This window comes from Exiguobacterium sp. s168, assembly GCF_018619035.1.
Classification (GTDB): domain Bacteria; phylum Bacillota; class Bacilli; order Exiguobacteriales; family Exiguobacteriaceae; genus Exiguobacterium_A; species Exiguobacterium_A acetylicum.
The window spans coordinates 49,291-70,278 of sequence record NZ_JACSNE010000003.1 but is presented as its reverse complement, the minus strand read 5'-3'; the positions used below and the strand labels follow the sequence as shown (position 1 = coordinate 70,278).

Annotated in this window: 25 protein-coding genes; 7 read left to right on the top strand and 18 right to left on the bottom strand. The window is 49.0% G+C overall.

Going from position 1 to position 20,988, the window contains the following annotated elements; genetic code table 11:
- Nucleotides 1-71: 71 nt before the first annotated feature.
- Genes KNQ15_RS03055 through KNQ15_RS03045 form a run of 3 tightly spaced genes read left to right on the top strand, consistent with a single transcriptional unit; the run spans nt 72 to nt 2,056 of the window.
- Nucleotides 72-953 (top strand): YitT family protein, encoded by an 882-nt coding sequence (locus tag KNQ15_RS03055; protein ID WP_029342524.1) that lies wholly within the window; start codon nt 72-74, stop codon nt 951-953.
- Between the two features lie 23 nt (nt 954-976).
- A complete protein-coding gene (locus KNQ15_RS03050) occupies nt 977-1,873 on the top strand; it encodes an alpha/beta hydrolase (protein WP_034786099.1) in 897 nt (298 codons plus the stop codon).
- 15 nt (nt 1,874-1,888) lie between these two features.
- Nucleotides 1,889-2,056: a hypothetical protein gene (locus KNQ15_RS03045; protein ID WP_156772520.1), complete on the top strand. Its 168-nt coding sequence runs from the start codon at nt 1,889-1,891 to the stop codon at nt 2,054-2,056.
- Between the two features lie 50 nt (nt 2,057-2,106).
- On the opposite strand, the gene KNQ15_RS03040 is transcribed toward KNQ15_RS03045, so the two are convergent.
- The 14 genes from KNQ15_RS03040 to KNQ15_RS02975 all read right to left on the bottom strand — a co-directional run bounded on the left by KNQ15_RS03040 (nt 2,107) and on the right by KNQ15_RS02975 (nt 13,005).
- A complete protein-coding gene (locus KNQ15_RS03040) occupies nt 2,107-2,931 on the bottom strand; it encodes a squalene/phytoene synthase family protein (protein ID WP_029342526.1) in 825 nt (274 codons plus the stop codon).
- A 194-nt stretch (nt 2,932-3,125) separates the two neighbouring features.
- On the bottom strand, nt 3,126-3,350 hold the full coding sequence (csrA, locus tag KNQ15_RS03035) for a carbon storage regulator CsrA (RefSeq protein ID WP_029342527.1): 225 nt from the start codon (nt 3,348-3,350) through the stop codon (nt 3,126-3,128).
- Nucleotides 3,350-3,790 (bottom strand): flagellar assembly protein FliW, encoded by a 441-nt coding sequence (gene fliW / locus KNQ15_RS03030; RefSeq protein WP_029342528.1) that lies wholly within the window; start codon nt 3,788-3,790, stop codon nt 3,350-3,352. Before fliW ends, csrA begins: the two co-directional genes overlap by 1 nt.
- 4 nt (nt 3,791-3,794) lie before the next feature.
- Nucleotides 3,795-4,373 (bottom strand): DUF6470 family protein, encoded by a 579-nt coding sequence (locus KNQ15_RS03025; protein WP_029342529.1) that lies wholly within the window; start codon nt 4,371-4,373, stop codon nt 3,795-3,797.
- 13 nt (nt 4,374-4,386) lie between these two features.
- Nucleotides 4,387-5,325: a flagellar hook-associated protein FlgL gene (gene flgL / locus KNQ15_RS03020; RefSeq protein ID WP_214727711.1), complete on the bottom strand. Its 939-nt coding sequence runs from the start codon at nt 5,323-5,325 to the stop codon at nt 4,387-4,389.
- Nucleotides 5,326-5,332: 7 nt separating this feature from the next.
- Nucleotides 5,333-6,859 carry a flagellar hook-associated protein FlgK gene (gene flgK / locus KNQ15_RS03015; RefSeq protein WP_214727709.1) on the bottom strand — a complete coding sequence of 509 codons (1,527 nt, stop codon included), beginning with the start codon at nt 6,857-6,859 and terminating at the stop codon, nt 5,333-5,335.
- A 12-nt stretch (nt 6,860-6,871) separates the two neighbouring features.
- The gene (locus tag KNQ15_RS03010) at nt 6,872-7,279 is read right to left on the bottom strand and encodes a flagellar protein FlgN (protein WP_069940938.1); all 408 of its coding nucleotides are present in this window, start codon (nt 7,277-7,279) and stop codon (nt 6,872-6,874) included.
- Nucleotides 7,280-7,375: 96 nt separating this feature from the next.
- Entirely contained in the window at nt 7,376-7,624 is a 249-nt protein-coding gene (flgM, locus tag KNQ15_RS03005; protein ID WP_047393186.1) for a flagellar biosynthesis anti-sigma factor FlgM, read from the bottom strand.
- A gap of 36 nt (nt 7,625-7,660) precedes the next feature.
- The gene (locus tag KNQ15_RS03000) at nt 7,661-8,041 is read right to left on the bottom strand and encodes a hypothetical protein (RefSeq protein ID WP_214727707.1); all 381 of its coding nucleotides are present in this window, start codon (nt 8,039-8,041) and stop codon (nt 7,661-7,663) included.
- A 42-nt stretch (nt 8,042-8,083) separates the two neighbouring features.
- Nucleotides 8,084-8,488: a ComF family protein gene (locus tag KNQ15_RS16715; RefSeq protein ID WP_251137574.1), complete on the bottom strand. Its 405-nt coding sequence runs from the start codon at nt 8,486-8,488 to the stop codon at nt 8,084-8,086.
- A 233-nt stretch (nt 8,489-8,721) separates the two neighbouring features.
- The gene (locus KNQ15_RS02990; RefSeq protein ID WP_214727703.1) at nt 8,722-9,930 is read right to left on the bottom strand and encodes a helicase-related protein; all 1,209 of its coding nucleotides are present in this window, start codon (nt 9,928-9,930) and stop codon (nt 8,722-8,724) included.
- A 230-nt stretch (nt 9,931-10,160) separates the two neighbouring features.
- Entirely contained in the window at nt 10,161-11,009 is an 849-nt protein-coding gene (locus KNQ15_RS02985; RefSeq protein ID WP_047393177.1) for a DegV family protein, read from the bottom strand.
- A 134-nt stretch (nt 11,010-11,143) separates the two neighbouring features.
- Nucleotides 11,144-11,836: a response regulator gene (locus KNQ15_RS02980; RefSeq protein ID WP_029342537.1), complete on the bottom strand. Its 693-nt coding sequence runs from the start codon at nt 11,834-11,836 to the stop codon at nt 11,144-11,146.
- A complete protein-coding gene (locus KNQ15_RS02975; protein WP_069940941.1) occupies nt 11,833-13,005 on the bottom strand; it encodes a sensor histidine kinase in 1,173 nt (390 codons plus the stop codon). Before KNQ15_RS02975 ends, KNQ15_RS02980 begins: the two co-directional genes overlap by 4 nt.
- 99 nt (nt 13,006-13,104) lie before the next feature.
- Here KNQ15_RS02975 and KNQ15_RS02970 point away from each other — a divergent pair, with 99 nt between their 5' ends.
- From KNQ15_RS02970 to KNQ15_RS02960, 3 genes are all read left to right on the top strand, one after another.
- A complete protein-coding gene (locus KNQ15_RS02970) occupies nt 13,105-13,746 on the top strand; it encodes a YigZ family protein (protein ID WP_214727701.1) in 642 nt (213 codons plus the stop codon).
- Between the two features lie 69 nt (nt 13,747-13,815).
- Nucleotides 13,816-14,847 (top strand): LCP family protein, encoded by a 1,032-nt coding sequence (locus KNQ15_RS02965; protein ID WP_029342539.1) that lies wholly within the window; start codon nt 13,816-13,818, stop codon nt 14,845-14,847.
- On the top strand, nt 14,822-15,238 hold the full coding sequence (locus KNQ15_RS02960; RefSeq protein WP_069940943.1) for a GNAT family N-acetyltransferase: 417 nt from the start codon (nt 14,822-14,824) through the stop codon (nt 15,236-15,238). Before KNQ15_RS02965 ends, KNQ15_RS02960 begins: the two co-directional genes overlap by 26 nt.
- A 56-nt stretch (nt 15,239-15,294) precedes the next feature.
- Here the strand turns inward: KNQ15_RS02960 and chrA are convergent, their stop codons facing one another.
- The 4 genes from chrA to KNQ15_RS02940 form a co-directional block, all read right to left on the bottom strand.
- The gene (gene chrA, locus KNQ15_RS02955) at nt 15,295-16,446 is read right to left on the bottom strand and encodes a chromate efflux transporter (protein WP_029342541.1); all 1,152 of its coding nucleotides are present in this window, start codon (nt 16,444-16,446) and stop codon (nt 15,295-15,297) included.
- A 52-nt stretch (nt 16,447-16,498) separates the two neighbouring features.
- Complete coding sequence (locus KNQ15_RS02950) at nt 16,499-17,602, bottom strand: DUF418 domain-containing protein (RefSeq protein ID WP_069940944.1); 1,104 nt, start codon at nt 17,600-17,602, stop codon at nt 16,499-16,501.
- Nucleotides 17,603-17,664: 62 nt separating this feature from the next.
- Nucleotides 17,665-18,708 (bottom strand): glycosyltransferase family 4 protein, encoded by a 1,044-nt coding sequence (locus tag KNQ15_RS02945; protein ID WP_214727700.1) that lies wholly within the window; start codon nt 18,706-18,708, stop codon nt 17,665-17,667.
- 59 nt (nt 18,709-18,767) lie between these two features.
- Nucleotides 18,768-19,169, bottom strand: coding sequence for a Rok-like winged helix domain-containing protein (locus KNQ15_RS02940; protein WP_029342544.1), 402 nt, complete (start codon nt 19,167-19,169; stop codon nt 18,768-18,770).
- A gap of 293 nt (nt 19,170-19,462) precedes the next feature.
- Between KNQ15_RS02940 and KNQ15_RS02935 the strand changes: the two genes are divergently transcribed.
- Nucleotides 19,463-20,947, top strand: coding sequence for an N-acetylmuramoyl-L-alanine amidase family protein (locus tag KNQ15_RS02935; protein ID WP_214727698.1), 1,485 nt, complete (start codon nt 19,463-19,465; stop codon nt 20,945-20,947).
- The last annotated feature ends 41 nt before the right edge of the window (nt 20,948-20,988 follow it).

Sequence of the window (20,988 nt, the reverse complement as noted above, 5' to 3'; positions counted from 1 at the left end):
GTTCACACACGTCTTCGTGCTTTTTTGTTATAGTAATCGTAAAGCGTTTTACTTCAGAAGGGAGGAATGGCATGCAGTCACCACTACCTACGAAACATCATCGCCGTTCTACGAAAGGTCAGCTTTTTCGACGATTCCTGATGCTGACGATCGGTGCCATCATCTTCGCGCTTGGACTGAAAGGATTCCTTGTTCCAAATAACATCATCGATGGCGGGATTGTCGGAATCTCGATCATCGGCTCAAAAGTGACCGATACGACGCTCGCCTTATGGCTGTTCTTCTTGAACATTCCATTCATCTTTTTTGGCTACAAACAAATCGGAAAGACGTTCGCCCTATCGACGTTATACGCAATCTTCGTCATGGCGATCGCAACGAAACTCCTCGAACACATCGGTCCGCTGACGAGCGTGGATTTGCTCGCGACCGTCTTCGGTGGCTTGATTCTTGGAATCGGCGTTGGAATCGTCATCCGTTCGAGCGGTTCACTCGACGGAACCGAGATTCTCGCTGTCTCCTTCAGCCGCTCGACACCGTTTTCAGTCGGTGAGATCGTGATGTTCTTCAACGTCTTCATCCTCGGCGCCGCTGGATTCGTCTTCGGTTGGGACCGGGCGATGTACTCGTTGATCACCTATTTCGTTGCCTTCAAGACGATTGATGTCGTCATCGATGGACTCGATCAGTCGAAGAGTGTCTGGATCATTTCGGAGAATTATGAAGAGATTGGTCTTGCAATCATGGACCGACTTGGTCGAAGCATGACGTACTTAAACGGAGAAGGTGCCTTCACCGGCGACGGCAAAAAAGTCATCTTTTGCGTCATCAGTCGCCTCGAGGAATCGAAACTCAAAGACATCGTCCGCGACTTCGATGAGCAAGCCTTCATTGCGATCGGCAACATCCATGATGTCCACGGCGGTCGCTTCAAGAAAAAAGATATCCATTAACCGAACGAAAGGAAGGAACACGGGTGTGGAAAAAACATCGTAAGAAAATCATCGGCGGGGTGATTGTCATCGTGACGCTTGCCGTCATCGTCGTCATCGGGATTTCCGCTTATGTCGGCTCATCGTTGACGCAACCGGAGCGCGAAGCATTGACGACGACACCGAAAAAAGCGGAAGGACTCGACTATGAGGACGTCACCTTCCGCTCCTATAAAGACCGGACACGTTTGTCTGGCTGGTGGATGCCTAGCGAGGACGCAAAACTGACGGTCGTCTTCGCCCATGGTTACGGCAAGAACCGGGAGCAAGAAGATGTTCCAGTCTTCCCGTTATTCAAGAAGTTCCACGACGCCGGCTATAATGTCCTGACGTTTGATTTCCGGGGATCCGGTGAATCGGACGGAAAACGCGTCACGGTCGGTGCAAAGGAACAAGATGATTTGCTGACGGCCGTTCGCTACGCGAAGTCACGGTCTTCAAAACCAGTCGTCCTCTACGGGATCTCGATGGGTGCTGCAACATCACTCGTGACCGCTCCAAAGGCGGACGTCGTCGGTGTCATCGCCGACAGCCCGTTTAGCGATCTCGAGAACTATCTCGCAACGAACCTGCCTGTCTGGAGCGGATTACCGAACTTCCCGTTCACCCCGATCATTCTGGAGATCACGCCACCTCTGACGGGTCTCAATCCAGAACGGGTGAAACCGATTGAAGCGGTTCGACGGATTGAGTATCCAATCCTGTTGATCCACGGGAAGGACGACGATGCGATTCCAGTCACGGAAAGCATGAAGATTCAAAAGGCGGCGCCGCGCTCCGAGCTCTACGTGACGGAAAACGGTGGACACGTCCAGTCGTATGCGCACGACCGAAAAGCGTATGAAGAGAAAGTCATGACGTACTTGTCAGATCTGCATTGATGAAAGGAGATTGACATGCAACAGTTATCGTTGTTCCTGACCTTTTTCGTCGCACTGACAGTCATGACGATCGGACTGCTCGTCTCCCGCCGTGCCGGCTATCGTTTACCGTACGGACGAACGATCGCCTTGATTTGGACCGGCTCTGCCCTGATCGGACTCACCCTCTACTTATTACGTTAAACGAACAGCCGCCCGCTTCCTTGACGGAAACGAGCGGCTGTTGTTTGTGCTTATCGTTTTAGTACGGCAGCGCCGACGATCTTCAAGACTTCCGGACGACTGAGTTTTTCTTTCCCTTTTGCAAGGGCATCCAGCGTTCCATGTGCGAGTGCAAGTGGAATGTGACAGAATTCATAAATCGTCGTCTCCTTCGGAATGGACGCAAGGTAGGCATCGGCTTCTGCGAGATTCTCACGCGCATAAGCAAACATCGTATCCGTCGTCCAACCAGGTGGGAAGTAACCGACACCACGCTCCGCATCCTCCTGTTGGTTACGCAGGATGTTGACGGCTTGTAAACCACGACCAAATCCAATCGCTTGCTGTTTATCGGTAACGATACCAGCCTTCCAGTACCAAATGTCGGATAACATGACACCGACGAGTCCCGCGACATAATACGTATACTCGTCAAGATCCGCTTCCGTCTCGACCGTCCAGTCACGCTCTGCCCAGACCGCCATCCCTTCTGCCATCTCCGCCGTCGAATCGAGGACCTTCGGACGAATCGCGGCCGGACAATAGGCGATCCACTCCGGTAGACGGAGTGTTACTTCCGGTAGATGCGCTGTGTAGGGCGCAATCAACTCGAGATAGGTCGTAGCGGAGAACGTGCCCCGCATCAATAACGCCGTCTCGCGAAGTAACATCGTCTTGACGTCCGTCGCCAAGTCCTCATGGTCTTCAATCTCATCGATGGCACGCATGCATAGATAAGCAGCACCGACCGCTTCCTGTAAGTCTTGCGATAGTCGACTAATCGGGATATAGAAGGTGCGACTCGTCGCTTTTAATACACGGTTCGCGTCTTTTTTCAGCTGCTTCGTCTCATTCATTCCTGACAACTCCCTCTTTGGCTCAAAAGGTTTCTTTTCTCTTCATTACTATACACGATTCAACGCGTTTCAGCATTTGTTTCATGATAAGAAAGACTCCCTTTGCAGCACATTCGGGCAAAGGGAGTCTTTTCGTCCTCGTTTGAAGCGCATCGTTCATCAAAAAGATACGTTCCGATGACATTCAAATGGAATCATTTTTCCTGTTGTTTCAAGAGTTGTCCGATCAATCCAGTACTACGAGACGCTTCCGTGTTCTCTTCTTGAATCGACAAGTAGACTTCCTTACGATGGATGTCGACTTGCCGTGGTGCCTTGATACCAATCTTGATTTGGTCACCTTCGATCGCAAGAATCGTCAGTTCGATGTCGTCACCGATTTGAATCGCTTCTCCCGTCTTTCGTTTCAGTACGAGCATCAGCGACCACCTACTTCCGTCAGACTACCAATCAGATGACGATTCGTGTATGTATCGTCTAGGATGATTTGTTTTGCGAGTCGTTGTTTCGTTTCCATGACGAAAGGTGCTCGTAAGTTCGTCGTCGACGTCGTGAATGGATCGCGTAATGTGACCGTCGTATAGACGGCGACTTGCGCCGTATCCTCGATTCCGAGTTGCTCTTTTGCTGCTTCCGGCAACTCGAAGACGTATTCTGGATCAATCCAGAACGGGTTCGTCACGACGAAGGCACACTCCGGCTGATCAATCGATTGAAACGACCAGAACGGAACGCCTTCTCCGAACGGGAGCAAGATGAAGCGTTTTGCTTCCGGAAAACCTGGTAATTCGGACGCGAAGGTGATGATTTCCGTCTCGTCAATCGTAATGGTTCCAAAAAAATCCGTTTCGATCTGCATGTCGTTATCCTTCCCCATCGAATATGCCACCAACCGGCCACATATTCAGTTGATTTTGTTCTTGTAGATAAATGTCGACCTGACCTTCTTTCACAGTCAGTTCCGGTCGATGCGTTTCGACATCGATTTTCGGACGATTCGCGGTATAACTTAATCGTACCTCAGCCGGTGTATAGGTCGTCTTGACTCGATCGAGGCTCCGCGGAATGAATCCGAGAGTCGCCACTTCAGCAGGTGGTGTATCATTGGCTTTCGCAATCCGCGCGACAGTTCCACCGCCCTGCTCGATCCGCATCAGTTGATCGCCTTCAGAGGCTCGTTTCGCGACAGCTTCCTGCCCTTTTTGTCGTCCATAAGTAGCATACTGCCGAACGGATTCGAGCGCAGGAACGCGCCCCATCTCGATCCAGGCTTGCGTCGAATCGATCTCAAGGCGTGCCGCGACGGTTTCAATCGATAGTTCCCCACGTGGTTGTTCGATCGACAGGGAGGCAGGTGTCTGCTTCTGCTCGATTTGCGGACGCGTGATGTTCATCCCGATTCGTGCCGCCGTCTGACGTATTTCAAGATGCGGAAGATTCATCTGCCTTCACCCCTTATCGTAGGAAATCGAGTAATGTCGGCTGAATGATTCGTGCCCCGGCGCTGAGTGCTGCGCGGTGTAACGTCTCGTATGACTTCAGCTCCATGATGACTTTTTCTGCCTCGATGTCTTCGTTATCCGACATGACCGTCTTCGCGATGATTTCTTGGTCCTCGAGCCGTGATGTGTTCAAATCCATCCGGTTGACCCGTGCTCCGAGATCTGCACGTGTCTCGACCGTTCCATTGACCATCTCATCGATATCTTTCAACATCCCGGATAAGGTAGCCCCGTTGTTATCAGCGTTCGTACCGAGTGCATCATAGACTTTTTTCAACGTTTGGAACGTTTCCGGTCCAAAGACGCTGAGTGGTGAAATGTTAACTTGGACTTCGATACCAGAAGAAACTTCATAATTGATGGATTCCGTCTCCTTACCTGTCGGATCCCCATCCGTGAAGACACCGTCAACAGGACCAGTTGTACTCGCTAAGTAATCACGCAATCCGTCCATCGAGACGAATGCCGTATCCGTCTTCGTTCCGTTGAAGATGCCTTTTTCATTGTATTTCGTATTCGCGAGCGTTCCGATGTGTTCAATCAATTGACCGACTTCGCTTTGGATCGCTTTACGTTGTGTTACATCATACGTATCCGTCGCCGCTTGTGTCGTCAACTCACGAATCCGACTCATTGCTGATGTGACTTCGTTAAGGGCAGAATCCGTCAAGTCCATCCAGCCCGTTGCTTCGCTGGCATTTTTCTTGAACTGTTCGACTTCTCGTACTTCCGTCCGGTAACGCACGCCTTGCATCGCAACGACTGGATCCTCAGACGGACGTTGAATCTTCTTCCCACTGATCAATTGTTCCTGAAGCGTGCTCAAGCGCTGATAGCTTGAGGATAAGTGCCCGATATTCGTTTTCGTCAACATCGTTTGTGTTACTCTCATCTATTCATCACCGTCCTACGAGTCCCATACCGTTGATGATTTTATCAAGCATCTCATCGACGGTCGTAATATTTCGTGCTGCTGCATTATAAGCGTGTTGATACTGAATCATCATCGTCATCTCTTCATCGATCGAGACGGCAGACATCGACATGCGGCGCTGATCCGCACTTTCCATCAAGACAGCAGCACTCTTACCAAGGCGTCCGACCTGATCGGTCGAGACCGCCATATCGCCGATGACGTTTTGATAGAACGAGCCGATCGTCGTCGTCGTTTTCGACTCCGTGAATTCGATGCTCGCTGTCTTCATCTTCGCCAGTTTCAATGCCCCTTGACTATCCCCGATGTTACCGTCCGTCGACGTCGCGATGTTATCAAGACTAGCCTTGATGTCCGAACCGACGGAGATCGTTGCTGCCGTGATGTCACCGCTTGTTGATGCGAAGAAGGCGTTTGATCCCGCTGTACCATCTTTCTTCAAGTTCGTCGCATGCGCAGCGTTAAAGGCATCCGCGAATGTCTTTGCCATCTCATTGAGTTGACTTTCCATCTTGACGTATTCCCCGACGGCTTTTCCGTCTCGCTCTTGCCCGTACATCTCAATTAGTCCTGATAAACGTCCTGTTGAGAAGCCGCCGAGCTGATCAAACGTATAGGTTTGCGTCTCCGATTTGAAGCCGGTGTACAGTCCTTGGTCGTTCGTCGTGAACGTCAGTGTGCCCGCTTTCGGTAAGTCGGAGTCGACAGCAAGTAGCTTGTCCCCGTTCGGAAACTTGATGTTGACGTCGATGCGCCCTTCCGCATTGCGCAACGCATTCCCCATCTGTCCTGTTTCGATCGCCTGAGCATCTACTGTCACTTTTTCGAAATCGACATATTGAGCAAGCTCATCAAAGTAACGATCTCGTTCATCGTAGAGTGCGTTTGGTAAAGCACCAAGTGGTTCGACAACGTGGATTTCCGTATTGATGTTATGGATTTTTTGTAAGAGGTCGTTGACTTTTTTCGTCGAGACCTCGATTTCACTTTTTAAGTCTGTTTTGACTTGATTGATCGCTTTTGCCATGTAATTGAAGGTCTGCGTGAGAGTCTCCGCCTTTTGTCGGACGACACTGCGTGCACCTGAATCTTGCGGATTCGTCGACAAGGTCTGGAGTGATTCCCAGAATCCATCGAATGCTTTTGCAAGACCGGTGTCAGACGGTTCATTGATGATATCTTCCATCCGCCCGAATGCCGCTTGTTTCGTACCGTAATAAGAGACCTTCGTCACTTCATCCCGGTACTGCTTATCGAGCATGACATCGCGAATTCGCTCGAGCATTTCTCCGCGGACCCCAGTTCCGACTTGTCCATTTCGTCCAGATCCAAGTGAAATCGAAAGTTGTTCCGTCGTTCCCATGACGAGACGCTGGCGAGAGAATCCTTCCGTTCCGGCGTTCGCAATATTATTTCCAGTCGATTGCAGAGCCCACTGGTTCGTCGTTAATGCCCGACGTCCTGTCTCAAGCCCCATGAAAGTCGATCCCATCCGTATTCCTCCTTACGCGTTTCGATTGAAGTGTGTCTGGTTCAGTGCGGACTGTCCGTATGTGAAGTCGTCCGCTTCTGGAATCAAGAGTTGGAGATGCCAATCCAAATAATACAGGGATTGCTCCAGCAACTCCGCGTTTAGTGTGTTGAGCTGTCGCAATTGACCGATCGTCTGCAACAACGTTCGGAGTGAGTCGACATCTTCCGGATGTGTCGCGATCCATTCCGTCATCGTCACACTCCCCATCAGTGCGAGCCGTTCTTGTTCTAATCCTTCGATTCGTTTGATATGTACGGGTTCTTCTTTGACGATTTCAGACAAACGACGCATGTCATTTGCAATCAAGACTTGCTTCTTTTCTTCTGCGAGCGCAAGTAAATGAGCATGCGCCTCGTCGAGCTGATTGATGAGTTGCATTCGGTTTCTCCTTCCGAATTGAAAAGGTTCCATTCATATAAAAAACGACCCGCGCATCCGTGCCCCGAGTCGCCTCCATTGTCTACGATGTCCAACTTACAGGTTCAAGAAACGTTCCGCGATTTTTTTCGCATCCGGTTTATAGGTTCCATCCTGGATCGCCTGTTTGAGGGATTCAATCTTTTCAGTCCGTGACGACTGTGTCTCGTTGAAACGCGCACGCGCTTCTGTAGAGATACTGACTTCGTCTGGACGATTCGTACGTTGGTTTTTTGTTCCTTCTACTGATTGAGTTCTTTCGTACGTTTTGGGCATGTTCACCCATTTCGTAGAATCAATTCGCATGTGAACACCTGCTTTCTAGACTACAAGATTCTTAGTTCAAGTCCGATACGTCCTTGGTTTCGAAGAGTCAGAAGAGTCAAGCATCGCCTGGGCGAGGTCACGTCGTAAACGATCACGACATGTGGCACAAATCGTGCCTTCACGGGAGGGCTTCCCGCAACTCTCACACATGATTTCCATCTGGGAAATCTCGGAGATCAATAAGCGCCCTTCCTTGATGTAACGGAAGACGGTATCTCGACTAACACCCGTTCCGATCTCGACATCTTTAGGTGAAGTTCGGATTTTTCGTCGTTCTCGCAGAAATTCGCGTACCTTCTCAAAATCCGTATGATCCTTTCGTATGCAATCAATACACAGTTCTGAAGATTGACGCACGACTAACTTCCCGCAAGATTTACAATTGATGACATCCATTTCCTTCACCTCACATAGAGTATCGGCAGGAATGTTACTTTCTTAAACACTTCGAAATAAAGTTACAGCAGAAATTTCTTTCGCTCCCGCTTCCTTGAGTCGAAACATCGCTTGGCGAAGCGTCGCACCTGTCGTATAGACATCATCGACAAGTACGATGTTCTTCCCCTTGACGTCACTCGTTATGCAAAACGGATTGCTACGCGCAAGTCGCGCTTGTCGTCCTACCTTACTTTGTTCTGGACCATCTAGACGACTTAAACATGGAGCAATCTTTCCACGCATCCGACGTGCGATCAGCTCCGCTTGATTGAAACGGCGATCTGAGAGACGTTCCGCGCTTAACGGAATCGGCACAAGAACTGCTTGCTTGATTTTTACCTTCTTCAAGTCATCGGTAAACATCTCAAGCAACGCAGTATCACCGAGAAACTTGAAGCGATGCATGAACTCCTTCGCTGCATCATTGTATAGATAAAGAGGTACTGTTTGGAGCGTCAGCCCTTGCCTTCGCCATTCTGTGCAGTCTGAACAGCACACTGGACCCGGCTTTCCACAATCGACGCATTCCCCTCTTTTTACAAACTTTATTTTACAGGTCGGACAGGTCGCTTGCCTAGTCCAGAGATTTCCGAGTTCCCAACTAGGTAAATAGACCTCTTGACAGAATAGACATCGATTCATGGTCGTACAGCGTTCGCTTTCTTGATGTGATGGATCGCTTCGTACATCGCATCACTCCGGTCATTGGCGCAAAATAAAATGTCACCATCCGGGTATGCCGCCGATCGTCCGACTCGTCCGCTGATTTGAATCAGGGCTGCCGTGCTGAAACCTTGATCCGCATCCAGAATCGCGACTTGAACGTTTTCGATCGTCACACCCCGCTCAAGAATCGTTGTCGTCAGTAAGATTCCTGTCGACTGTCGAAAACGCTGGACCTTCTCGACTCGTTCCGAGTCTGCAGCATGGACGGTCTCGACGTCATAGCCTGCTGTCGCGAATCGGTTTTGCCATCGCTCGAGCTCCGCGATTCGTGAGACGAAGACGAGCCGTGGTACAGCGCTATGACGCGCCAACCAATCGAACACGGTCTGTTCGCTATACGGTACGACGAGCTTTGGGACCGGTAACGGATAGCCATGATAGCGTCGCATCAGCCGAACCGTGGGAAACCGTCGATGCCAAAACGAAGGCGTTGCACTTAATAAAATCAGCGCGGCATCTTTCGTCATCGCGCGCTTGACGTATCGATGTAACGTCCGGTCGAGCCGGTACGGAAACGCATCGACCTCATCCAAAAAGACGACGTCGAAACAATTCCGGTAATGAATCAATTGATGTGTCGTACTGACCGTGATGTCACCCAGTTCAAGACGGTCCGATGAACCACCATACAAGGAGACGATGGAAGCGTCAGCGAATGCCCGCTTCAAATGTCCCGTCAATTCCCGGACGACGTCTGCCCGTGGTGCTGCGACAAGCACACGGCGTCCGCTAGCGAGAGCGTCTGCGATTCCCGGGAAAAGAATCGGTGTCTTCCCGGCACCACACACGGCATGAACGAGAAGCCGTTTGTTAGTTAGAACCGTTCGTTGGATCGCTTGAGCAACACGTAATTGTGCCGGCGTCAACGTCAATGGTCCATGTTGTGCCGGTGTCACCGGATCAAGTGCCCGCTGATCCGTCACGAGTCGTCCACAGCTTCGTAGTTTGCCGTAAGCGAGACATTTCCGACAATAATAACAGGCTTTACCACATGTACAGTCTCCTCGCACTGGAAGCGCGCCACATCGTTGGCAACGCCATGTCACGGCTGGTCTGAATCGGTATGTCACTTGTGGTGCGTCGATCCATTCAACAGGTACGAGTCGTCCTCGAAGATCCATCGTCATCTCTCCTTTTCTGTTTCGTCTCTTTCTCGCGGACGTCCGTCATCTCCTTGTGAGCGTTCCACTACTCAACTTGAGCTTTTGACTCGCAGAATTTCGAGGTAACGCCATACGGTACGGTTTCAACAGGCGTTTCCATATAGTCATCCATGATTTTTGAGGATTTTGACAAAACAAAAGCAGCAGGTATCCTCATGAAGAGAATTCCTACTGCTTCCGCTCCTATCTTATTCTGCTGCGTGATACCATGTGACACCGATTGCCCCTGGTCCGAGGTGTGTACCGATGACGGGTCCAAAGACACTCATCTCGATGCGTGCCTGCGGGAAAAGTGCCTTCAGTTCAGCAATCTCTGCCTCTGCTTTCGCAGAATCCTCGGCATGGATGACACCGATGACATAACCTGTACCATCACCGCGGATATCTTCCTTCATCATTTCCTCAATCCGATTGACTGCCCGCTTAAACGTTCGAATCTTTTCAAACGGAACGATTTTTCCATCAACGAAATGAAGGACCGGCTTGATTTTCAGGAACGAGCCGACGAATGCCTGCGCGACACTCAAACGTCCTCCGCGCTGGAGGTGTTCGAGATCGTCGACGACGAAATACGCACGAATCTGTTCCTTTAATGTCTCAAGACGCTGGACGATCGTCTCTGCCGTCGCTCCTGCATCTCGCAAACGAACGGCTTCTTGGACGAGAAACGCTTGCGGCATACAGGAAATACGTGAATCGACTGGATGGACGTTGACATGATCCACCATCATGTTGATCGTATGTAACGCTTGGTACGTTCCGCTGATCCCACTTGATAGTGTAATACCGATGATATCTGTTCCTTCTGGCAACTGCTCGAACGACGACACGAGATCACCGATGTTCGGTTGTGAGGTCGTCGGGAGACTGCCCGTCTGGATGCGTTCATAAAATTCAGCTACTGAGATATCAAACCCTTCCCGGTAGGCGTCACCGTCGAAGATGACACTAAGTGGTGCGACGTGCACTTGATGTTCTTCACAATAGGTAGTTGGCAGATAGGCTGTGCTATCCGTTAAGATCACAATCTGGCTCATCCGTGAATTTCCTCGCTTTTATAGTTCCGTCGTGACGCTGCCAAATGTGACACGCCACAATCGCTTTTAAGTGTAGCATTTTTTACTGGATAAAAAAAGAAAGACGGAAGCGAGCGCTCCTGTCTTTCGAGATATTAAACGACGACCCATCCACGACGGATGGATTCGACGACAGCACCGGTCCGGTCCGGCACATTCATCTTCCGGAGGATCGATGAAACGTGGTTCTTGACCGTCTTTTCACTGATGTATAACGTATCACTGATCGCACGGTTCGAGAAACCGTCCGCTAACAATTGCAAGACTTCACATTCGCGACGCGTCAAGACGTGGAGTGGTGCTTCCGCGACTCGTTTTTCAACAGGTTGTGACGCCATCGTTTGTTTCATCTTCATCAAACGACGGTATTCCTGCAATAAGTTCGGTGTGACTTTCGGGTGGACATATCCACCTTCGCGGTACACGGAACGAATCGCATTGACGAGTTCGTCCGTTGCCATTTCCTTTAAGAGGTAACCGACTGCACCGGCACCTAGGGCGTGCATGACATACGTCTCATCATCATGAATCGATAAGATAATGACACGTACGTCCGGATAGACTTCCATCAGACGTTTTGTTGCTTCAACACCGTTGACTTGCGGCATGTTGATATCCATTAAGACGATATCCGGTTGATGGGTTTCGACGAGCGAGATGACTTCTGCTCCGCTTTCCCCTTCCGCTACGACAACGAATTCTTCTTCGAAATCAAGAATTCGTTTAACGCCTTCGCGGAATAACTGATGATCGTCGACGATGACTACTTTCACTTGCTCGTTGTTCACAGTGTTTCCCCTCTCCCTTCGGATTCCTCGATTGGAATCTTGACCTTGATGACCGTACCTTTTCCGGGATGCGTCTCGATATCGAATTCACCATCGATCAATTCGATCCGTTCACGCATACCAACGAGTCCGAATGACTCGTCGCATGATGCGACGATGGAATCGAAATCAAATCCAACGCCATTATCCTTCACGTGGATTCGTACGGAATGTTGATATTGTTCTATGATAATACGAATGTCACTCGCTTTGGAATGCTTTACTGCATTTTGGACGGCTTCTTGGACGATTCGGAAGACAGCAACTTCATACGTCGAATCGATCCGTTCACCGCCTCCTAGATAATTGAAGTGAACCGGAATATTCGAAATTTCTTGAATATGGCGAAGATAGCGTTCGAGCGTCGGAACGAATCCGAGATCGTCAAGCGTCATCGGACGTAAATCGTATATGATACGGCGGATATCGGCAAGTCCATCCCGAATCAACGTCCGTAAACGGTGAATCTCTTCAAAAGCTGCCTCTGCCCCATTATGCTGGTGAATCTTTTCAATCAAATCAGCCCGGATCAAAACGTGGGCAAGCGTCTGCGCCGGACCATCGTGCATGTCGCGCGACAAGCGGCGGCGTTCATTTTCGGCGGACTGGAAGACTTTTAGACCCATCTCCTGTTTTTGCATCGCCTTTTCATATTTTTCATTCATCATCTGCATATCGTCCGTCAAGAAGTTGAGGACGACCGAGACACGTCCAATCAATTGATCTGCCCGTTCAATCGTCTCATCGAGCTGAATCAGTCGGCGTTCGAGCTCATCGCGGCGCTTTCGGCAATTCATCTCATCTCGTTGATTGATGAACGATTCGAGTTGCAACGCGTTTGCTGTCTCGTAGGCCGACCGGACATCCTGTTCCGAGTAGCTGTCGAAGTTCTTACTGACGACGACGAGTCGCGCCTTTGCATCCTTGATATGGCGTTCGAGTCGTTCTGCTTCTTTTATATAGTCGTGCACCCGAATTTTCAGGTCGCGCAGTTCTTGCTGGATTTCGGCATATTGTTCGCGAGAACTTTCCGTGATCCGGACGATTTCTTCCCGACTCTCTTCTACGACGCCGATGATGTTCTGTACGATATCATTCAAGGATAGCCGCTCCCTCATCTCATTCGTCATGGTATTCCCTCCATTCCTTGCCAGTCGTCTACGGTTGTCTCTCTCTTGGAACGTCGTTATGCTAGAAAGAACTAGTTAACGAGGAGGACATTTTTGATTATGACATTATCTAATTATTATACAGTAAAAGAAAACGGTTTCCACGAAATCATTATCCAAAAGTCTCGATTCATCACTTATTTAGCTCGCGCAACGACGGAAGAACAAGCCCAGGCGTTCATTTCCGATCTGAAAAAAAAACATCACGATGCGAACCATAACTGCTCCGCCTACGTCATCGGTGAGCGTAATGAGATCCAAAAAGCGAATGATGACGGTGAACCGAGCGGAACGGCCGGTGTTCCGATGCTTGAAGTATTGAAGAAGCGTGACTTACGCGATACGGTCGTCGTCGTGACACGGTATTTCGGCGGCATCAAGTTAGGCGGTGGTGGACTGATTCGAGCATATGGTTCGAGTGTCTCTGAAGCATTGAACGCAGTCGGTGTCGTCGAACGAATCGAGCATACCGTCGTTTCTGTCAACGTCGACTACACATGGCTTGGAAAGCTCGAGAACGAATTACGGGCGAGTGTTCATCCGATTGATCAGATTCATTACCTCGATCAAGTCCAGATCGACGTCCTCGTCAAGACAGCCGATGTCCCTGATTTTCTCGATTGGATGACGAATATGACGAACGGTCAAGCTGATTTGTCAAGCGGCTCTACCCGCTACCTCGAACGTGACATTATTTCCTGACCTGCTATACTGATTGTAAAGAAATTTAAAGTTTTTTTAAAATTCAGTTAATGTTAGGAGTTAATAAAAGTGGAAGAGCGAACCCGAAGTAATAAAAAAAAGATAAAGAAAAAACGTTCGTGGTTTAAAGTGTTCGTGATCAGTTTTCTTGTCGTGCTTGTGGGTGGAGGTGCAACCTTCGCTTACGTTGCATATAAAACGTTCCAGACCGCAAACGACTCAAACGTTGATTTAGCGCGCGGTGACAAGTCCGAGAAACGAGAAGCAGCCATTGATTTGACGAAAGATCACTTTTCCGTTCTGCTCGTCGGAACGGATGAACGACCTGGTGACACCTCATCGCGTGCTGATACGATGATCGTCGCGACATTCAACAAGGACGATCAAACTGTGGATATGGTCAGCATTCCCCGCGATTCACTCGTCGAGATTCCTTCTGTCGGTTACGAGGATAAAATCAATCACTCTTATGCCTTTGGTGGCATCGATTCAACGATTGAAACGGTCGAGACATTGCTCGATATCCCAATCGATTATTATGCATCGATCAACTTCAATGGTGTCGTCGCGATCGTCGACGCATTAGGCGGCATCGATGTCGACGTCAAGTTACCGATCGATACACTCGACTCGTCCGATAAGCGCAATGGCGTTAAATTGGAACCGGGACAACAAACGTTGAACGGCGAAGAAGCACTCGCTTATGCTCGAATGCGTTATCAAGATCCTGAAGGAGATATCGGACGGACAAAACGTCAACAACAGATTGTCGAAGCCATCGTTGATCAGTCGACATCGTTCGGTTCAATCACCAAACTAAATACGCTGATGGATGCGACCGGGGACAACTTCCGGACGAACATGTCGTTGACGGAAGCGTTCCAACTGCAACCGTTCATCAAAAAAATCGGTTCCATCAACCGGATTGATTTAAAAGGTACCGATGCGAAAATCAATGGCGCTTATTATTACCAGCTCGATCCAACATCACTGGCTGACGCGAAGACGACATTGAAGGAACAACTTAATTTGCCAATCGATGAGACGACAGACAGCATCACGTCGGAGGCTGTAGATGATTCGTTCACTCCAAGCAACTGATCATGTGTCACTACTGGAAGTACAACGTCGCGCTTATCAGATAGAAGCCGCATTACTCAATGCGACTGATTTCCCGCCATTACGCGAAACGATCGATGAGATCGACGTTGAAGAGCCAATCGGTTTCGTTTACGTCATTGATGACGACATTGTTGGTGCTGTCACGATTGCTGATGGAACGATCACGCGACTCGTCGTGGATCCGTCATACTTCCGTCAAGGAATCGCACAATCTTTGCTACGACACGTGTTCGAACACAGTCTCGCCAAACACGTCATGACCGGTGCACGTAATCTGCCAGCGCTTTCGCTTTACAATCGTTTCGGCTTTTCAGAAGTCCGGCGCGAGTGGCGTAGTGGAATCGAACTTGTCTTTTTGATGCGAACCTGACGTTTAGGAACAACAAAGAAGCAGTAGACACCGGGTCTACTGCTTCTTTGTGTCGTTTAGAAGAAAAGGAATCCGAGAGCGGCTCCGATTAACACGATTCGTAACGGCGACTGTTTATAAAAACGAAGTAAACAGAACAAACCGAATGCAATCAAGAAATCAAGACCACTCTTGATGCTTGATGTAAAGATCGGATCGTAGAGAGCAGCAAGTAGGATACCGACGACAGCGGCATTGACACCAATCAATATTCGTCCGACCGATTGATTCTTTCGAATACGATCCCAGTACGGTAAAACACCGATGACGAGTAGGAATCCTGGTAGGAAGATGGCAAGCGTCGCAAGAATCCCTCCAGAAATACCAGAGACGACCGTACCGAGATACGTCGCAAACGTGAAGAGTGGACCCGGTACCGCTTGTGCTGCGGCATAACCGGCAAGGAACGTATCCGTGTTCATCAATCCAGGTACAAGTGTTTGCTCAAGGAATGGCAAGACGACATGTCCACCACCAAAGACGAGGGCACCTGCACTGTACATGATACTCGTCAGCTGGACGGTTCCCGTCGCAGATTGCGCGAGAAATGGTGTGACGGCGAGTAAGACGAAGAATAAGACGAGTGCCGTGATACTAAGTAGGCGTGGTACGCGAATTGACAGGGATCCACCCGTCTCCGTCTCTTCTTTGAACCAGAAGAACGCAAAAAGACCTGCGAACAACAAGACACCGACTTGCGCCAGTGGATGTGCGATCAACAGTACCCCTGCTAGCGCTAGTAGCATCAACGTCATCCGTTTGACGCCTGTCGCAAGTTTCATTCCCATGCCAAGGACGGCGTCAGCAACGATCGCGACAGCGACAAGTTTCAAGCCATGAATGAATCCGGCTTCCGCGACATCAAATTGTGTCGCAAGAATCGCGAATAGAATCAAAGCGATACTCGACGGTAACGTGAAGCCGACGAAGGAAATAATTGCCCCTGCTACTCCTCCACGGATCAAACCAATTCCCATTCCGACCTGACTCGAAGCGGGACCCGGGAGGAATTGACAGAGCGCAACTAAGTCAGCATACGCTTTCTCATCAATCCATTTTTTCCGTTTGACATATTCTTCATAAAAATACCCAAGATGGGCGACCGGACCTCCGAACGACGTTAGTCCGAGCTTGAACGATACAAGAAAGATTTCGATTAGACGATTCATGCTTCACCTCCATCCTTCATTCTAAACAAAAAATGTTAAGTTCCTGTGAACTTCAACGGTTTTTCTTACCATAAGTCCCTTTTCGCCACAATTTCTCCATGGGACCTTGTGGATGAGACTGGAGATATCTGTTTGATGTAACCCCTTGTGAGATCAAAAGCAGGAAAACGAGTAACAGTCCTTGCCATAACGGTATCGTTCCATGTTGTCCACTGAAGAAGACAAATACGGTAAAGACGAGTGTATGCATCAAATAATTCGTCAATGCCATCCGCCCCAGTCCAGCAAACCATTGCATACGTCCAGCACGAACGAGTAACGCTACGGCACAAGCATAGGTGATCGCAAGCGTGCGCCCTGAGAGCCAAACGTAAAATAGATTGATTGATCCGTCCGGTACGTCAGCATGCGCTTGTATGATTCCAGCGAATGATGGAAGTGTCAGTAATAAGCTAATGCCAAGCGTCCACCACAGGAAACGATTCGTCGGGGGCGTTGCACTGAAGCGTTCCATCAAATAGGCTCCGATCAAGAACAGTGATAGAATTTCTGGCCAAATGACACCGGAATTCATGAGGGCTTCCGGCAATTGAACTGTCGCATGATGCGCTAAAAATCCGAGGAGATCGCGCGATGCGACGAACGACTGAAGTGTCTTATCCAGCTCGACGACGGGAGCGTCGCCGAGTTGACGAGCCCCAAAGAAAATAAGTAGATAGAGCAAAATGGCATAGATTTGAAATGCTATCGCAAACAAGAGCTTCGTGATTGGCTTTGTTTTAGCGAACAATAACAAAATGAAGCCCGTCAACGCATACGTATGTAAGATATCGCCCTGCCAGACAAGCAGGTGCAAAAGACCAATGATGAGCAGAATTCCGAGCCGCCTTGCGAAGATCGTCATCGGTAGACCACGTTGTCGTAACCGGTTGATGAACAGGTAAAAACCGGCTCCAAATAGAACACTAAACAGGGTATAGAATTTCGTCTGGATGAAGAGATCGAAAATGAGACGAATCGATTGATCCATCTCCCCCATCATCGCATTCGGTCGATCACCGAGAAAACTCGGCATGTTGACGAATAAAATCCCGCATAGTGCAAAACCACGTAACACATCCAAATAGACGATGCGTTGATTCAATGATTGATTCATTCCAACACTCCCTTTCTGAAAAAAGACCGCTCACACGGATGAGCGGTCTTTTTTGATATACGTTATTTCGGTGTAAAACGTTCCAACAAATTCAACAATGGTCGATAGCGTTCACCAAGCAAACCGAGTGACTCGACAAGAATGTCAAGAACGAGCAACAGCATGACGAGTGAGACGAGAGCACCAATCGAATTCGTCTGCGAGAACAGAATCGCCGTCATCCCGAAGATGGCACAGAGTCCGTAGATGACGAGCACGGCTTGGCGCATCGTAAAGCCGAGATCAAGCAACCGGTGATGCAGATGGGCCTTATCCGGCGCAAATGGTGGTTTTCCTTGCAATACCCGTCGAACAATCGCAAACAACGTGTCGGAAATCGGGATCCCAAGCAAAATAACTGGAACGGCAAGCGAGAACAGTGTCACGTTCTTGAATCCAAGAAGTGATAACACACCAAGCATATAGCCGAGGAACAAGGCACCGGTATCACCCATGAAGATTTTCGCTGGGTAGAAGTTATGAAACAGAAAACCGAACGTACTCATCAATAAGAGAATCGCGACGATCGTCACGTAGACGTTTCCTTGAATGACGGCAAGACTGATCAATGTCAACAAGACGATGCTCGAGACACCCGCTGCTAACCCGTCTAATCCATCAATCAAATTGACGGCATTCGTGATTCCGATGACCCAAAGGAACGTCAGCGGAACACTCCACCATCCAAGATATAACTGCTGATCGAACGGTAGATTGATGAACTCGATCCGAATCCCACCGTTTAGGACGATGACGGCAGCAACGATTTGCCCCATCAGCTTCAAACGGGCATTGAGTTGGAATCGATCATCCAGTGCACCGGTCAAAATAATAACGAACCCACCGACTAAAATATGCGTCGCGTACGGACTCGAAGGTTGTAAGATAAAATAACCGATCATAAAAGCGATATAGATCGCTAATCCGCCAAGTCGCGGCATGATTCGGACGTGTACTTTTCGCGCGTCCGGACTGTCAACGGCACCGACTGCAATCGCAAAGCGTTTCACGACGGGTGTGATCAGTAAGGCGGCGATAAAACAGACGATGGACGCAGTCCATAACATAGTAACATCACGCTCCTGCGCGAATTATATCATAAAAAAAAAGAGCCGACGAGCGGCTCTTACATGAAGATCGGTACTTCAGCAGCTGGATCATATGTATAGATACCGCGCCCGACTTTTTTAATGGCAGGGTTTGCCTGTTCGACTTTCGCCATCAATTGGTAGATGTTACTAATTTGGTGACGGTAACGCAATTCAAGCTCCATTTGGATGTCACGTGCTGTCATCGATTCACGCTCGCGCATCAAATCGCTGATTTGGTGCACGTAGACTTCTAGTGGATACCGCTGGTTGACACGACGTTGTTTTAACGGACGTTCATGCGTGACGGCGACTTCTTGCGAATGTTCCCCCGTTCCACGGCTTAATTCCGAGATTAAATACTCGGCACGTCGCTGTAAGCGACGGTATTCCTCTTCGATTTCCATTAGTTCGCGGTAGATGTGTTCACTGTTACCCATTCCTTGCCCCTCTTTCCTTTTTTATACATTAATGTTTCAATTGTGTTTCAGTTGTATGTATTTTGAAATATTTTAAACTATAATTTGCCTTGATAATATATAATTTCTTTAATTATTTAATTATCCTGTAATATTTTCATATCCTTACCGATAAATTGGCTACACCTCATATTAACAGAAAGGAGTGAAAACGGAACATATAATTTCTACATTTAACTATTTTAATAATACTTAAGTTCTACTAATCCAATATATATCTTTATTATTTTACCGAAAAGGAGACTGGAAATTTAATGGGCAAATTACCTAAAACACTTCGGACCGCTCTAGTACTTTCGTTGGTATCTGGTTGCTTCGCTTCTACTTCTACTGTATCGGCTGCTTCTGGAACAACCTTTACGAAAACCTCGTATCAGACGACGGATGCCTTGAATCTACGCAGTTCGAACTCGACGTCTTCTAAAAAATTGCTGACGATCCCGAAAACGACGAAAGTCACGTCGAGCTATCGAAAAGGCTCTTGGTATAAGTTGTCATATAAAGGAAAGACGGGATATGTGACCGGATCTTATCTGAAAAAAATCGAGAGCGGTACTTCTTTCACGAAGACGTCCTATCAGACGACGGATGCCCTGTCCTTACGCAGTGCGGCAACAACATCTTCTACTCGATTACTGACGATTCCTAAAGGGGCAAGCGTCCAATCAAGTTTCAAAAGCGGGAATTGGTACAAAGTGACCTATGCCAATAAGACGGGTTATGTTTCTGGTTCTTATTTAAAGAAAATGACCACACCAGCCAAAACGACTGTCTATACGACGACGGATCGCTTGAATTTCCGTTCGTCTCCTTCGACATCCGGAAAAGTCCTGACGACGATTCCAAGCGGGACGGCTGTCGATTCCCTCGCCGTTAAAGCAAACTGGCACACAGTGCAATACCAAGGGAAAACGGGTTATGTCATGGGTACGTACCTGAAGAAAGGATCTTCTGTCCCTGCCTCGACGACTGGAAACGTTGATTATAGTGGTTCGAAGATGTATGTGTTGATCCCCTCAGGCAATAGTGTCGCGCTTCGTGCGAGTGCGTCGACGCTCAGTGGTCAAATCGCTCGTCTTGGACGCGGTACTCCTGTCATGGTCACGAATCCACGTCATCAAACGAAAGGATTCGTCGCCGTCCGGACGGCAAGTGGTCAAAGCGGTTATGTCGATGCGACGTATCTGACGTTGTTCCAACCAGCATCATCGAATCGTCCACTTCTCGTTCTTGACCCGGGTCACGGTGGACACGACGCAGGTGCAGTTCGGTACGGCGTTGCTGAACGTGACATCGTCCTTGCAGTCACAAAACAAGTCGCCGAGCGTCTTGCTGGAAAAGTCGATGTGACGATGTCGCGCTACACGAACGACTATAAACCGTCACTCGGAGAACGGAGTGCCCTTGCGAACAGTCATGCAACGACTGCTTTCGTCAGTGTCCATATCAATGCTTCTACGAGTACGCAAGCATATGGTGCAGAGACCTTCTACTATAAAGGAGCCTCTTCAATCAACCTCGCTCGTAACGTCCAGCAACGTCTCGTCTCCTACGCTGGCATGCGCGACCGAAGCGTTCACTACGCGAACTACGCTGTCATTCGCGGTACACAAGCGCCATCGATTCTAGCGGAACTCGGGTTCCTCTCGAATAGCGCTGATCGTGCGAAACTGACGAACGCAACATATCAATCACGCTACGCGCAAGCAATCGCGGACGGTATCCTCGCTTCACTTTAAGTCAACGCCATATCAAAAAGGATCGCTCAGGGAAGCGATCC